14 protein-coding genes and 1 pseudogene are annotated in these 14,333 nt (G+C 70.3%); 10 read left to right on the forward strand and 5 right to left on the reverse strand.

Annotation, left to right across the window (positions count from 1 at the left end):
- The coding region (locus tag KY469_10230; protein ID MBW3663465.1) for a PadR family transcriptional regulator at nt 1-242 on the reverse strand (242 nt) is incomplete at its 3' end.
- A 203-nt stretch (nt 243-445) separates the two neighbouring features.
- Between KY469_10230 and KY469_10235 the strand changes: the two genes are divergently transcribed.
- On the forward strand, nt 446-1,198 hold the full coding sequence (locus KY469_10235) for a glycosyltransferase (protein MBW3663466.1): 753 nt from the start codon (nt 446-448) through the stop codon (nt 1,196-1,198).
- Between the two features lie 73 nt (nt 1,199-1,271).
- Here KY469_10235 and KY469_10240 read toward each other — a convergent pair whose 3' ends face one another.
- Nucleotides 1,272-1,478 carry a hypothetical protein gene (locus KY469_10240; GenBank protein MBW3663467.1) on the reverse strand — a complete coding sequence of 69 codons (207 nt, stop codon included), beginning with the start codon at nt 1,476-1,478 and terminating at the stop codon, nt 1,272-1,274.
- Nucleotides 1,479-1,669: 191 nt separating this feature from the next.
- On the opposite strand from KY469_10240, the pseudogene KY469_10245 reads away from it, so the two are divergent.
- A pseudogene (locus KY469_10245) lies at nt 1,670-1,852 on the forward strand (hypothetical protein).
- A gap of 185 nt (nt 1,853-2,037) precedes the next feature.
- A complete protein-coding gene (locus KY469_10250) occupies nt 2,038-2,346 on the forward strand; it encodes a DUF429 domain-containing protein (protein ID MBW3663468.1) in 309 nt (102 codons plus the stop codon).
- Nucleotides 2,347-2,804: 458 nt separating this feature from the next.
- Here KY469_10250 and KY469_10255 read toward each other — a convergent pair whose 3' ends face one another.
- From KY469_10255 to KY469_10265, 3 genes are read right to left on the reverse strand one after another with little or no spacing between them, the layout of a single operon-like run.
- A complete protein-coding gene (locus KY469_10255) occupies nt 2,805-3,569 on the reverse strand; it encodes an ABC transporter ATP-binding protein (GenBank protein ID MBW3663469.1) in 765 nt (254 codons plus the stop codon).
- A complete protein-coding gene (locus KY469_10260) occupies nt 3,566-5,521 on the reverse strand; it encodes a branched-chain amino acid ABC transporter ATP-binding protein/permease (GenBank protein MBW3663470.1) in 1,956 nt (651 codons plus the stop codon). Before KY469_10260 ends, KY469_10255 begins: the two co-directional genes overlap by 4 nt.
- Nucleotides 5,518-6,411, reverse strand: coding sequence for a branched-chain amino acid ABC transporter permease (locus KY469_10265; protein ID MBW3663471.1), 894 nt, complete (start codon nt 6,409-6,411; stop codon nt 5,518-5,520). The genes KY469_10260 and KY469_10265 overlap by 4 nt, the downstream gene beginning before the upstream one ends.
- 111 nt (nt 6,412-6,522) lie before the next feature.
- Here KY469_10265 and KY469_10270 point away from each other — a divergent pair, with 111 nt between their 5' ends.
- The 7 genes from KY469_10270 (at nt 6,523) to KY469_10300 (ending at nt 14,269) form a co-directional block, all read left to right on the forward strand.
- Nucleotides 6,523-8,070, forward strand: a complete 1,548-nt coding sequence (locus KY469_10270; protein ID MBW3663472.1) for an ABC transporter substrate-binding protein — start codon at nt 6,523-6,525, stop codon at nt 8,068-8,070.
- A gap of 1 nt (nt 8,071) precedes the next feature.
- Nucleotides 8,072-9,151: a hypothetical protein gene (locus KY469_10275; GenBank protein MBW3663473.1), complete on the forward strand. Its 1,080-nt coding sequence runs from the start codon at nt 8,072-8,074 to the stop codon at nt 9,149-9,151.
- Nucleotides 9,144-10,013 carry an alpha/beta hydrolase gene (locus tag KY469_10280; GenBank protein ID MBW3663474.1) on the forward strand — a complete coding sequence of 290 codons (870 nt, stop codon included), beginning with the start codon at nt 9,144-9,146 and terminating at the stop codon, nt 10,011-10,013. The genes KY469_10275 and KY469_10280 overlap by 8 nt, the downstream gene beginning before the upstream one ends.
- Nucleotides 10,014-10,135: 122 nt before the next feature.
- On the forward strand, nt 10,136-11,647 hold the full coding sequence (locus KY469_10285) for a long-chain fatty acid--CoA ligase (GenBank protein MBW3663475.1): 1,512 nt from the start codon (nt 10,136-10,138) through the stop codon (nt 11,645-11,647).
- A complete protein-coding gene (locus KY469_10290; protein ID MBW3663476.1) occupies nt 11,644-12,582 on the forward strand; it encodes an NAD-dependent epimerase/dehydratase family protein in 939 nt (312 codons plus the stop codon). Before KY469_10285 ends, KY469_10290 begins: the two co-directional genes overlap by 4 nt.
- 47 nt (nt 12,583-12,629) lie before the next feature.
- Nucleotides 12,630-13,256, forward strand: a complete 627-nt coding sequence (locus KY469_10295) for a TetR/AcrR family transcriptional regulator (protein ID MBW3663477.1) — start codon at nt 12,630-12,632, stop codon at nt 13,254-13,256.
- Between the two features lie 47 nt (nt 13,257-13,303).
- The gene (locus KY469_10300; protein ID MBW3663478.1) at nt 13,304-14,269 is read left to right on the forward strand and encodes a 3-oxoacyl-ACP synthase; all 966 of its coding nucleotides are present in this window, start codon (nt 13,304-13,306) and stop codon (nt 14,267-14,269) included.
- Nucleotides 14,270-14,333: the final 64 nt, after the last annotated feature.

Here is a 14,333-nt window from a genome sequence, read left to right on the forward strand (position 1 = left end):
TTGGTGGCCGGCCCCGACTTCTTGGACGACGTGCGCTTGCGCTTCTTGGGCTCGTCCTTCCCGGTCTCCTGGACGAGCCCCGCCTTGCGCAGCCGCCGCAGGCAGGGGTAGAGAGAGCCGAAGGAGACGGTCCAGAGGGGCCCCAGGGTGACCCCGAGGCGCTTGCGGATCTCGTACCCGTGCATCGGCCCCTCCTTGAGGAGGCCGAGGATCGCGATCTCGAGTGATGAGGACGAAGCCATCCGGGCGTTCTTCCCTGTGTCGATTCCCTGTGTGCCGATACGTCGGTTAGATATATCGAACCGATATATCGAGATACCCTCCGCATCATACCCGCGTCAAGCTCGGTGGGTGGCCCTTCTCGGCCCGGACGGTTTCGTAGGGTGGGGCCTGCGGGGCCGGGCCCTTGCCCGCGCCGGAAGCGACCGGGGAGAATGGCCGGACGATGCACGGGACCGTCGACTACGGACTCGCCAGGCGCGCGGTGCTGCAGCGCTTCCGCGCCGGCCGCCTCTCCCGCTCCCTCCGGCTGGCCGGACTCATCGCCACCGTCGCCGAGCGCGGGCTCGACGGGACCGTCGTCTTCGCCGGCTACCGCGAGGACGCACCGCGCGTTGCGGGCGCGTTCGACGTGTTCGTGCTTCCGTCGATCCACGAGGGGCTCCCCATCGCGTTGCTCGAGGGAATGGTGTGGGGGACGCCCGCGGTCGTGACCCGCGTCGGGGGGAACGCCGAGGTCGTGGACGACGGTGTCACCACAACCGGCATCGCCCACCTGTCCCAAGGACGGTGGTCGTGGAAGTCCGCCGACATCCCTCCCGTCGACCTCAACACCGCCACCTTGGAAGTGCTGGACACGCTACCGGGGGTTGGTCCCGTCACCGGTCAGGCCATTCTCGACTGGCGGGCCGAGCACGGTGTGTTCAGCAGCGTCGACGAGCTGCTCGAGGTGGACCCCGACAAGGTCGCCTCGGCCGCGCTCGCGGAGCACGGGTCCACCGCCCCCGACGCGGTCAAGCAGCTGCGTGAGGTGCTCGAGGAGACCCGCGCGTGGGCCGACGAGAACGGGATGCCGCACGGTCGCGGCATCCTGGCTCGGACCGCGGTGGTCCTCGAGGGCATCACCGATGAGGTGCCGACCGCGACGCCGCCAGACGACGAGCGGTCGGCGGAGCAGGTCGAGAGCGCCCCGGAGTAGCGTCACCGAAGTGCTAGTTGCGCACAGGCCTCCTAAACGAGCCCGCACGCCTGGACGGGGAAACCCGGCCGCTTCAGAGCGAGACGATGTTGAGGTTCGTGACGCGGTCCTCGTCACCCTCGTCCTCGACCTCGAAGCGGACCCGCTGGCCGACGCGCAGCTCGAGCAGGCCCGAGGCCGCGAACGCCTCCTGGTCGACCGACAGCTCACGGAGCTGATCGTCGAGCAGCGTCGCGGTCTGCGTCTCGTGGTCGAAGCTTCGCACGGTGCCCTGCGGCATCGGGGCGCGTCCTCCGAACGGGTCGGCCGATCGTACCCGGGCCCCGTACTAGGCTCGCGCCAACGCGGAGGTGGACCGTGGCCGAGGACCCGGAGCGCGACGAGCAGCAGGAGGAGACCGCGCCACGTGAGGGCGGCGTGCAGGAGGTCGCGCCCGGGACACCGCTCACCCAGCAGGTGGGCCGCGCCGTCATGGTGGTGTCCGCCATCCTCTTCGTCATCTTCGCGCTCGCGAACTTCCAGTACGTCGACTTCTCCTGGATCTTCGGCGAGACCGAGGTCGTCAAGCAGGGCGGCGAGCGGGTCTCGGGCGGGATCCCGCTGATCGTGCTGCTCGTGATCGCCTTCGGGCTCGGGATCCTGGTCGGAACCTTCGGGGCGTGGCGCCGGGGGCGCCGGGGCAGCCGCGGGAAACGTCGCGACGAACGCGAGCGCGGCTAACGCTGGCCAAGCAGCTTGGGGCCGCGCCCGCTGGCGATCCGATACTGACGCGCGGCCTGCCGAGGAGGACCCTGCGAACGGCTGGTATCGATCTCGCGGTCGCAGCGAAGAACACGGGCGTGGCGATCCTGACGCGGCACGCAGCCGGCGTCCACGTCGACCAACTGTCGACGGGCGCCCAGGATCACAAGTCAGGAGAACGGGCCCACGTGCTCAAGTCCGAGATCTCCGATGCTCTTGATCAGGAGTTCCATCTTGCGCCGCACGGCGATCCAGCCGACGATCACCAGTTGGACGCGCTCATCGCCGCTCTCGTGGCAGGTCTAGCGCGACAAGGGAGAACCGCTCCCATCCCTGACGAGTGGCTGGAGGACGCGGTGCGGGAGGGTTGGATCCACGTCCCGATCGGTGTGGTCAGCGACGGGTAGCCCTCTCAGTGTGGGCTCAGCGCAAGACGCCACAGAGGCCGAAGATGCCAGGGCACCTCAGGGCAGTTCGCGCGTTCGAGCGTGACACGTGGCTGGGCTTGCGCCCGCATCATCCGCGTGGGCGTGGCGGACACCCGGATCGAGGCGGGGGCGGCCCCTTGCGGCGCTCCATCGACTATCCGTGGCCTGGATGACGTACGGCGTCGTTGTGGGACGATGCCGCGCTAGCGCAGAAGCCGGCCGATGACGCGAACGCGCATGGATGCGTGTTTCCGTCGGGCTGACGTGCCCTGGTCGCGATGGCGGTGACGCGAACGCGCGCGGATGCGTGTTCCCGTCGGGCTTGACGTGACCGGTCGAGCCCCGCGGTGCCGTGCAGCAGCGTGGACTGCCTGACAGGCGCGTTCTCCGAAGACGGCGGCGACCGGCCCGACGAGCACGACGCCGTCCCGCCCATCTCAGCCGCCGACGCGCGCGGCGACGGCGCGGCGGACACGGTCGGCGAGCAGGGTCCCCATCCCGAGCGCGTCGAGCAGCTGGGTGGGATCGTCGAGGTCGTCCACGGTGGTGTGCATCGCGACCGCGCCCTTCTGCAGCAGGTACAGGCGGTGTGCGAGCCGGATCGCGAACGTCACGTTCTGCTCCACCAGCAGCACCGCGGTCCCCGCATCGTTCACCTGACGCAGCACCTCGGTCAGGTCCGCCACCGCGGTCGGTGCGAGTCCCTGCGACGGCTCGTCCACGATCAACAGCTTCGGATCGCTCATCAGCGCCCGCCCCGCGGCGAGCATCGCCCGCTCGCCGCCGGACATCGTCCCGGCGCGCTGGTCCATCCGTTCCTGCAACCTCGGGAACACGTCGAGGACGCGGTCGAGGTTGGCCGCGTAGCGGTCCTTGTCCGCGACGGTCGCCCCGCCGAGACGGAGGTTCTGCTCGACCGTGAGGTTGGGGAACACACGGCTGCCCTGGGGCACGTGGGCGAGCCCGGCTCGGACCCGGTCCTCGGGCTGCAGGTGGCTGATGTCGTCGCCGTCGAGGAACACCGATCCGCGCCAGATCTCCACGAGCCCCGAGACGCAGTTCAGCGTCACGGACTTGCCCGCCCCGTTGAGTCCGAGGATGGCGACGAACTCCCCGTGATCGACGTCGAACTCGACCCCGTGCAGGACGGGATGCGATCCGAACCCCGTGTACAGGTCGCGTACCTCCAGCAGAGCCATCACGCCACCTCCGTCGTCTCGGCTGCGGCTTCCTCGCCGAGGTAGGCCCCGACCACGGCCGGCGAGGCGAGGACCCGCTCGGTCGGGCCCCAGGTCAGCGTGCGGCCCTGGTGCAGCACGTAGGTCGCGTCGCAGACGTCCTGCACGATGGGCAGGTGGTGCTCGATGAGCAGCACGGTGCGCCCGAGGGTGTCGCGGATCGCGGCGAGCCGTTCCGCCAGGGACTCCGCGGCGGCAGGTGCCATCCCCGCCGACGGCTCGTCGAGCAGCAGCAGTTCGGGGCCGGTGACGAGGGCGCATCCCAACTCGACGATGCGCTTCTGGCCGTGTGACAGGTCTGCCACGCGTTTGTGGGCGACGTCGCCGAAGCCGAGCGCCTCGACCGCCTCGTCGGCGCGCTCGCGCATCTGCACCTCGATGGCCTTCACGTGCCCGCCACCCACGATGGCGTCGAGGTCGCCGTACGTGGCCAGTGGCTGCTGGGCGAGCAGGAAGTTGTCGAGCACAGTCTGGTCCTGCACCAGTCCCAGCAGCTGGAAGGTGCGGCCGATGCCCAACCGCGTCCGCGTGTGCGGGGCGAGGTAGGTGATGTCGCGACCGCGGAACCAGATGTGGCCGGCGTCGGGCTCGAGGAAGCCCGAGATGATGTTGAACAGCGTCGACTTGCCCGCGCCGTTGGGACCTATCAGGCCGGTGACCGTCCCGGCCCTGACATCGAGATCCACCCCCTGCAGCACGTGCAGTCCACCGAAGGACCGTTCGACGTCGCGGACCGAGAGCAGCACCTCGCCGGGGGGTGTCGCGCCCCGGCCGTGCAGGGCGATGTCGGGCACCTTCGGGACCGATGCGCCAGCGACCGTGGCGACATCGATCGCGGCGTCCTCCTCCGCCGACTCGCCGGCGAGACGTCGCCGCAGCTCGCGTTCAGCCTTCTCCTCGCGGGCCTGACGCAGACCCTGGATGATCCCCCCGGGGTTGCGTGCCACCGTGAATATCAGCAGCACCGACCCGAGGATGGGCGCCCACGCCTCCAACCGCAGCGATGCCAGCGACGACGGCAGGATGCGGGTGAGTATCACGAAGAGGATGGCGGCCACGACCGCGCCGACCCGCGAGCCCAGCCCGCCGACCACGACGATGATGACGAACAGCAAGGAGAGATCGAAGCTGAACTCGGTGGACTGGAAGCTGCCGATGGCGCCCGCGAACACAGCGCCGCCCATGCCGGCGAAGGCGCCCGACAGGACGAAGGCGATCAGCTTCGTGCGGGTCACGTCGACGCCGTAGCTGGCTGCGACCTCCTCGTCCTCCTTGACGGCGTGGAACGCGCGGCCGAGACGCGAACCGGCGATCTGGCGGTCGAGGATCCAGACGAGGGCCAGCACGAGCCCGGCGTAGACGTAGTAGTCGGCGTGCTCGGCCAGCCACGGGTGCCGCTCGTGCACCGCTCCGGATGCTGCGCCGGTGAGCCACGGCTGCTGGAACACGAACCCCTGGATGCCCACGCCCGCCGCGAGCGTGGCGATGGCGAGGAGCAGTCCGCGGAGGCGCACCGCCGGGAGACCGACGACGAACGTGACCAGGGCGCCGATGGCGGCGGCGAAGAGCAGGTCGAGCGGCTGTGGCAGGTCCCATCGCCCCGTGACCGTCGCCGCGGAATACGCCCCGACGCCCAGGAACGCCGCGTGGCCGAGCGAGATCTGACCCGAGTAGCCCATCAACAGGTTGAGGCTCAGAGCCACCGTGGCGAAGGCGAGTCCGATGGCGAGGTTCAGGGCGCGTGCCGTCGGCATCAGATCGGGTGCGACCCGCGCGAGGATAGGCACGATCGCGATGAGGAGCACGACGATCGCCGCGCGGATGATGGGATCACCGCCACGGGAGGGCGAACTCGCCGCCTGGGTCGAGGCACGGTCGTCGAACGGCAACTCGAGGACCTCGGTGTCGTTGCTCACGCCGCTGCCTCCTTCCCCATCATGCCTCGGGGCCGCAGCACCAGGACCGCGAGCACGAGCAGCATGAGCACGAACTCCGCGAGGCCGGGCGGTGTGCGATCGACGAAGGGGAGCGTGTCGGCCTGCCGGATCGCGGCTTCGATCAAGCCGACGCTCACGCCGCCGATCACGGCGCCGGGCAGGCTGGTCAGTCCACCGAGCAAGGCCGCGGCGAGGCCGCGGACGAACCACGTCGTCATCGTGAACGGCTGGAACTGGGGGATGGCGCTGATGGTGAGGATCCCCGCCAGCGCCCCGAGTGCGAAGGCCGACGTCCACGTGAACGCGCTGATGCGTGACAGGCGCACACCCATCAGCCGCAGCGTCGAGGGATCCTCCGCGGCAGCGAGCATGCCCAGACCCAGCGTCGTGCGGCGGAGCAACAGCCACAGGGCGATGGCCAACATCGCGGCCGCGGCCAGGGCGAGCACCTGGACCGCGCTGATGACGACGCCGGCCACCGTGATGCTGCCGTCGACGAGGTCGGGCGGGAAGCGTGGACTCACCCGCCAGAACACGATGGGGAGGAACCCCATGATGGACATCAACCCCAGCGTGGCGACCGTCAGCGACAAGCGCGGCCCGTCGAGCATCGGGCGCACGACGAAGCGTTCGAACACCAGTCCGACCACGATCAGGGCGGCGATCCCGAACACCGCGGTCGCCCATCCCGGTAGCCCCGTCGTATCGTGCAGCCACCACGACAGGTACATCGCGAAGGTGCCGGCCTCGGCCTGAGCGAAGTTGAGCACCCGCGTCGTCTGGTACACGAGCACCAGGCCGATCGCGAGGAGCGCGTAGATGGCGCCGCTGGACAGACCCAGCACGACGATCTCCCCGAGCGTGCGCACGCTGCTCCTCCTTCGACCTCGGCCCGAAGGCTTGACACCTGACAGGTGATTCAGGTTACATCTTTACCGGAGAGGGCCCGCCGGGTCAAGGACACACCAGGGGAGGCCACCATGGCCGCGCAGCGCTACGAGCGACTGCTCGCGATCGTCACCTCGTTCCTGCTGATCGTCGGCGTCGCCGCGGTCGCCGAGGGCGAGATCGGCGCGCGTGACTTCACACCCGAGATCGACGACGTCGCCGCGCCCGCGACCGAGGGGCCTGCCGACGTCGGCAGCGAGGGCCCGGTCGACACGCCGTCCGAAGCCGCGAGCCCGAGCCCCGCACCCGCTGGCGTGTCCTCGCCCGGTCCCACCACGAGGAGGTCGCCCGCCACCACCAGCGGCCCCGACCCCCAGCCCACGACCGCCACGGCCGGTGAGCAGCCGACGACGCAGCCGTCGAGCCAGCCCACGCCGACGCCCACCACGCAACCACCGCCACCGCCGCCGAGCCCCACCCCTCAGTGGCCGTCCTCGGGTCTCTACAGCGCCGACGAGGCACGGATCGGCATCACCGACACGACGCTCCGGCTCTGCATGCACGCGGCGTTCCTCCTCGGGCCGGTGTTCGACAACCGCCCCGAGGACGAGGACGTGTACTGGCGCTGGCTGAACGACCAGGGCGGCGTGCACGGCCGCCAGGTCGAGATCACCTTCACCGACGACCAGTACACGGCCGCCGGAGCGGCGCAGGCGGCGGCGGAGTGCGACGACCGCGATCCGTTCCTCATGCTCGGCGGCGTCGGCTTCGATCAGACGCCGACCGTGCGCAACTACGCCGAGACGCACGGCATCCCTTACGTGCACACGATGGCGGTGGAGGCCGACCCGGCGAAGCTCGACCACAGCCACACCGGCTCGCCGACGATCGAGCAGGTGGGCCGCTTCGTCGCGCAGCGGGTCGCAGCCAAGCACCCCAACAAGCGCATCGGCGTGATCTGGGTCAACTCCGAGAACTGGAAGGCTGGCCGCGACTCGTTCCTCGACGAGCTGGAGCGACTCGGCAAGGCCGACAACGTCACCTACGACCAGGACATCCCGAACAACAACGAGCAGTTCACGCCCTACATCATCGACATGCGCGACAAGGTCGACGTGCTGTACTTCCACGCCAACGCGCTCGCCATGGCGCGCTTCTTCAACGAGGCCGACCAGCAGGGCTTCTACCCGCACGTGATCGGCGAGGACGGCTTCAACCTCGTGACCGACACCGCGGGTCAGGCGATGCGCGAGTTCCCCTCGGCCGAGGTGGTCTGGATCACGCCCGCGTACGACCCCTCCGACACCTCCACGCCGTACTACGACGAGGTCCAGCGGATGCAGCAGGCGTACGCTCAGTACCGGCCCCGCAAGACACCCAACGATGTCGACTGGATGTTCTGGCTCGCGTTCAAGCAGATCCACCGGATGCTCGAGGACTGCGGGCGCCAGTGCGACCGCAACATCCTCACCGGCATGATCCAGAGCGGCTACTCGGCCACCGTCGATCCGATGTGCAACGTCGACTTCAGCCGTGGAGGCGGGCACTTCGGCGGCCACCTCGTCAACCTCTACAGCTCGGTGCCGAAGGGCGACACGTCCGTCTGGAAGCAGTCCGCGACCTGCGTCAGCAGGTTCTGAGGTGCACCGCGTCCGGATCGCAGCGGTGACGGCCGCGGCTGCCGTCGGGCTGCTCGTCCCTGGCGTGACGCACGCCGACCACGTCCCGGGGCACGGAGCGCCCAACCAGGGGCCCGCACCGAACGAGTTCGCGGACGACTTCGAGCCGCCCCTCGACGCCGAACAGGGCTACCCCATCGGCGGCTTCGGAGGCCTCGACCGTGGCGCTCCGACCGAGCGCCTACCGGTGATCCTCGTCCACGGCAACACCGAGACTCACGACTTCTGGCAGCGGTCCGAGAGCCCACCCACGATCGTCAACGTGCGCCAGCGCCTGCTGGATGCGGGCTACTCCGAGCAGGACGTCTGGGCGCTCAGCTACGACGGCGCCGCGGGCTGCTCCACGACCGGTTGCGGGACCGCGAACGACGTCAACGTCCCCGACCTCGCGGCCTTCCTCGACGCGGTGCTCGACTACACCGGGGCTCCTGGGTTCGACATCGTGGCCCACTCGCTCGGGGTGACCGTGACGCGCAAGACGCTGCAACAGCGCCCCGACCTGTTCGCGAAGGCCGACGACCTCGTGCTCATCGCGGGCGCCAACCACGGCACGAGCGTGTGCCGCGGCATCGAGGACACGTGGTGGGGGTGCGACGAGATCGCGCCCGGCACCGCGTGGCTCGACGAGCTCAACGGTGACGACGAGACCCCCGACGGACCGACGTACACGACCATCTACGACGGCAGTGGCGTCGCCGACCAGTTCTACGTCAACGGCGGAGCGTTCGACGACAGCCAGAGCCCACGCCTCGAAGGTGCCGAGAACATCCAGCTCCCCGGCACCGCCCACAACACGCTCGCACGGGGAGAGGAACCGTTCGGCATCTACCTGCCGATCCTCCAGAGCGACGAGCTGGAGCCGACGCGGCGTGGTGGCCCGCCACCGCACGCTGGGCCGCCGCCGCGCGTCGAGCCCCCGCCGCGGGCCGGACCGTCCGACGCGACGCCTTCCGCCGCGGACCTTCCCACGACCGGGGCGGGGCTCACGACCGCAACCATCGCGCTGCCGCTGGTGGCGATCAGGAGGCGTCGCCGTGGGTGATGTGCACTTCGTCGACAACGAGGGGGTGCGCATCGCCTACGAGGTCGACGGAGCCTCCGGCCCCTGGCTCGTGCTCCAGCACGGCCTCGGCTACGACCGGCGGGACTGGGGCGTGATCCTCGAGCCGCTCATGGCCGCCTGTCGCGTGGTGCGTCTCGACACGCGCGGCATGGGCGACAGTGACGCGCCCACGATGCCGTGGACCGTCGGTGACATGGCGGACGACCTGCGTGCGGTCCTCGACGACGCGGACATCGACCGCGCGACCATCGTCGGGACCAGCCTCGGTGGTGCCGTGGTGCAGGAGTTCGCGTGCCGCCACCCCGAACGCGTCGAGCGGCTGATCCTCACGGCGCCGCTGATCGCCGATCGAGCGCTGTACCCCGAGTCCGCGGTGTCGCGGACCACGGACCATGCGCTGGTCGACGGCCGCGCCGGGCTCTGTGCGCTCCTCGCCGGTGCCGACCCCGCCGAGGTCATCGATCCCGACCAGGTGCGTCGCAACGTCGCCGCCGCGCTGTCACCGGCCACCGTGCGCGAGCGCCCCGAACTCGTCGACCGGATCGTCGCGCACCGCGCTGCCAAGCCGTTCACCCCAGCCGGATGGATGGGTCAGGACTTCGCGGGCAGCGGGTACCGCTACACCGCGCAGTTGCACGACTTCGACGTCCCGATCCTCGTGATCCAGGGCACCGACGACCGCGTCGTCAACCCGGCGGTGGCGGACGTGCTCGAGGAGCGGTGGCCCGACGCCCACGTCGTTCGTCTCGACGGGCGCGGTCACCTGCCGCACTGGGAGGACCCTGACCGGATGGCGTCGTTGCTGACGACCTGGGCGGTGTCGGGGGAGGTCGCGTCGTGACTGACCGACTCACCCCCCAGGCCGGCAACGCCGGCCCCTCCCCCCTCCAGGGGGGAGGCGCGACTGACCGACTCACCGCCCAGGCCGGCAACGCCGGCCCCTCCCCCCTCCAGGGGGGAGGCATGGCTGAACTCCACACCGTCGGACGCATGCTCCGTCACCGCGCACGCACGACCCCGGCGCGCACCGCGATCGACTTCGACGGTGTCGCCACGACCTACCGCGAACTCGACGAGCGCTCCGAGCGGCTCGCAGCCGGGCTGCTCGACCGGGGCTTGACCCGCGGGGACCGCGTCGCGACGCTGACGACCAACAGCCCCGAGCACGTCGTGGTGTTCTGGGCCTGCGCCAAGGCGGGGCTGATCCTGCTCCCGCTCAACTGGCGGCTGACCGCTCCCGAGCTTGCGTACCAGCTCGACGACGCCGAGCCGCAGCTGCTCCTGGTCCAGCCTCGGCACGAGGAGCTGGCCGCGCAGGCGCTCGCTGGGGAGAGGGCCGATCCGCGCGTGCTCGAGCTCTCGGCCAGCGGACTGGAGCGGCTCGCGGTCACCGGTGATGTGCTCGGGGCGGAGGTCGCCGACGACGACGGGCTGCTGCTGATCTACACGTCCGGCACGACCGGCAAGCCCAAGGGCGCGCTGCTCACCCACGCGAACACGTTCTGGACCAACCTCAGCCTCGACCTGACCGCCCCGCTGCGCTACGACGACGTCGTGCTCCAGATCCTCCCGCAGTTCCACGTCGGAGGGTGGAACGTCCAGGCGGTCCAGGCGTGGTGGAAGGGTGCGACGGTCGTGCTCGAGGAGGGCTTCGACGCCGCGCGCGTCCTCGACCTGATCGGCCGTGAGCGCATCACCGCGATGATGGGCGTCCCCGCGAACTACCTCTTCCTCGCCGAGCATCCAGCGTTCGCTGATGCCGACCTGACGTCGCTGCGTCTGGCGATCGTGGGTGGTGCCCCGATGCCGGAGGCGCTCCTGCGAACCTGGCAGGAACGCGGCGTCGCCATCGCGCAGGGCTACGGACTGACCGAAGCGGCACCCAACGTCCTGTGCCTGCCACCGGAGGACGCGACGAGCCGGATCGGGTTCGCAGGCAAGCCCTACCTGCACGTCGAGGTGGCGTTGCGCGACGTCGCGACGGGACGGCTGCTCCTCGGTCCCGGGGAGGGCGAGGTCCTGGTCCGTGGACCTAACGTCTTCGCGGGGTACTGGCGCGACGCGGAGGCGACGGGTGCCGCCCTCGTCGATGGCTGGCTCGTCACCGGCGACATCGCGCAACGCGACGCGGAGGGCTTCTACCGCATCTGCGACCGTACGAAGGACATGCTGATCTCGGGCGGCGAGAACGTCTACCCCGCGGAGGTCGAGTCGGTCCTGCACGAGCACGACGCCGTCGTCGAGGCGGCGGTCATCGGCGTGCCCGACGACCGGTGGGGCGAGGTCGGGCTCGCCGTCGTGGTCCTGCGTCGCGATGTCACTGAGGACGAGCTGCTCAGCCACTGTCGGGAACGGCTGGCGGCGTACAAGGTCCCCAAGCACGTACGCGTCGTCGACGCGCTCCCGCGGTCCTCGATGGACAAGGTGCGCAAGGACGAGCTGCGTGAGCGCTACGCCCCGGAGGTTGCGACGTGACTGCACTCGTGACCGGTGCCGCCGGCTTCCTCGGTCGCGCCCTCGTCCGCCGGCTGCGCGAGGACGACCGTCAGGTCGTGGCGTTCGACGTCGCTACTGGCGTGCACGAGCTGGCGGAGATCGGAGCGACCACGGAGCAGGGCGACCTCGGCCGCTGGAACGATCTGCTGGACGTCGTGACCGCCTACGGCCCCGAGGTGGTCTTCCACTGCGGGGCGCTGCTGTCCGCAGCCGCCGAGGCGGATCCCACCGCCGCGTACGAGGCCAACGCGACCGGCACCCACAACCTGCTCGAGATCGCGAGGACCGTCGGCATCGATCGCATCGTGTTCACCTCCACGATGGCCACGTTCGGCCGCGGCGCGGGCGACCCCGTGGCCGACGACGCACCGCAGTGGCCCACGACGATCTACGGCGCCACGAAGGTCTTCGGGGAGCGGCTGGTCGAGTACCACCACCTCCGCTACGGCACCGATGTGCGTGCGCTGCGGTTCCCGTCGATCGTCGGAACGGGGCGTGGAGGCAGCGGGGCGAGCGGCTACTCGAGCATGGTGTTCGACGCGGCCGCCCACGGGGCGCCGTACCAGCTCTACGTCGGACCCGACACGCGTTGCCAGCTCCTGCACGTCGACGACGCGGTCGCGGCGCTGCTGGCCCTCGCTGAGGCTGCGCCCGAGCGGCTGTCGCGCCGGATCTACAACATCGGCGGCATCGCCCCCACGGCGCAGGAACTGGTCGAGGCCATCCGCCGCGTCCTGCCCGAGGCCCGCCTCGGCTACGAACCCGATCCCGAGCTCGAGGCGATCGTGGGCTCGTGGCCGCTGCGCCTCGACGACCGCAACGCGCACCGGGACTGGGGCTGGAAGCTGGGTCTCGATCTCGACGGCATCGTCGCGCGGTTCGTCGCCGACGCTCGGACCGAGGTGGCACCGTGACCGCAGCCGAGTTCCCGACGTCGGAGCACGGACCGTCCCACACCGGCGTGGACGGCAAGCAGCTCACGAGCCGCGGCGAGGCCACGAGGCACCGGGTGCTCGAGGCCGCGGAGTCCGTGTTCGCCGATCTGGGCTACCACGAGGCGTCGATCGTGAAGATCACCGAAGCCGCGGGCGTCGCCCAGGGCACCTTCTACCTGTACTTCGAGAGCAAGCAGCAGGTCTTCGACGAGCTCGTGGTCGATCTGAACCGGCGCGTCCGCCACGCCATGACGGAGGGGTCGCGGGGCGCATCGTCCCGGGCCGAGGCCGAGCGCCTGGGGTTCCGTGCGTTCTTCCGCTTCACCGCCGAGCACCCGGCCCTGTACCGGGTCATCCGCCAGGCCGAGTTCGTCTCCCCCCGAGCGCTCCACTACCACTACAGCCGCATCGCTGCGGGCTACATCGCCAACCTGCGCGGCGCGATGGACGCGGGCGAGATCGCGGAGGCCGATCCCGAGGCGCTGGCGTGGGCACTCATGGGGGTCGGAGAGCTCATCGGCATGCGCTGGATCCTGTGGAACGCTCTCGCTGGCGGCGACGCTCCATCCCCCGATCCGTCGGATCCCGTCCCTGACGAGGTGCTCGACACGATCTTCGAGTTCATCAGCCGTGGTCTGGGAGCCGGATCGTGACGCGCGTCGGCATCACGGCGATCGCCCACCACCTGCCCGAGCGCTGGATGCCGGCCAGCGAGCTCGCCGAGCTGAGCGGCATCCCCGAGCGTGTCCTGATCGACAAGTTCGGGCTCCGTGGCAAGCACATCGCGGCCGCGGACGAGCACGTCTCCGATCTCGCGGTCGCAGCCGGGCGGGCGCTGTTCGAGGAGCACGTCGTCGATCCGGCGAGCGTGGACGCCGTCGTGTACTTCGGCTCGACGTGGAAGGACCATCCCGTCTGGCACGCGGCACCCCACATCGCCCACCGCCTCGGCTGCACGCGCGCGTTCGCGCTCGAGCTCGACTACGTCTCGTGCGGCACGCCCGTGGCGCTGCGCGTCTGTCGCGACCTGCTGCGAGCCGAGGACGACATCGAGACCGTGCTGGCCGTCGCGGCGTGTCGCGAGTCGGCACTGCTCGACTACCGCAACGAGCGCGCACGGTTCATGTTCAACTTCGCCGACGGGGCCGTGGCGTCGCTGCTGTCCAAGGACGCGTCGCGCAACGAGCTCCTCGGTTGCCACATGATCACCGACGGATCGTTCTCCCTCGACGTCAAGGTCCCGGCCGGTGGCAGCGTCGAGCCAGCCAGTCACGCCTCGGTGGCCGCACACCGCCACAGCCTCGACGTCGCGGAAACCGCGTCGATGAAGGAGCGTCTCGACCCGGTCACGCTGCCCAACTTCGTCGCCGCGGCGGAGGGCGCCCTCAAGCGCTCCGGTGCCACGCTCGAGGACGTCGGCTACGTCTGTGGCATCCACATGAAGCGGTCGATGCACCAGGACCTGCTGGATGCGCTGGGGGTGCCCCCCCAACGAGCCGCCTACCTCGACGACACCGGGCACATGAGCGGTGTCGATCCGCTGCTCGCACTCGACCGAGCCGTGCGTGCTGGCGACGTCGTCGATGGTGATCTCGTGCTGCTGATCGCTGCGGGCACCGGGTACACCTGGGCGGCATCAGTGGTCCGCTGGGGCGCCGCGGTGTGATGCGGTGGACCCTCGGTCGGGGACGCCTCTGACATCCGTGGGTCACTGCGGGCTACACCGTCAC

This window comes from Actinomycetota bacterium, assembly GCA_019347575.1.
In the GTDB taxonomy this organism is placed as follows: Bacteria; Actinomycetota; Nitriliruptoria; order Nitriliruptorales; family Nitriliruptoraceae; genus JAHWKY01.

Coding starts and splice junctions, on each gene's coding strand:
- KY469_10240 (MBW3663467.1), bottom strand. CDS start 1,478: ATGCCGCAGGGCACCGTGCGAAGCTTCGACCACGAGACGCAGACCGCG.
- KY469_10235 (MBW3663466.1), top strand. CDS start 446: ATGCACGGGACCGTCGACTACGGACTCGCCAGGCGCGCGGTGCTGCAG.
- KY469_10300 (MBW3663478.1), top strand. CDS start 13,304: ATGCCGGCCAGCGAGCTCGCCGAGCTGAGCGGCATCCCCGAGCGTGTC.
- KY469_10285 (MBW3663475.1), top strand. CDS start 10,136: ATGGCTGAACTCCACACCGTCGGACGCATGCTCCGTCACCGCGCACGC.
- KY469_10270 (MBW3663472.1), top strand. CDS start 6,523: ATGGCCGCGCAGCGCTACGAGCGACTGCTCGCGATCGTCACCTCGTTC.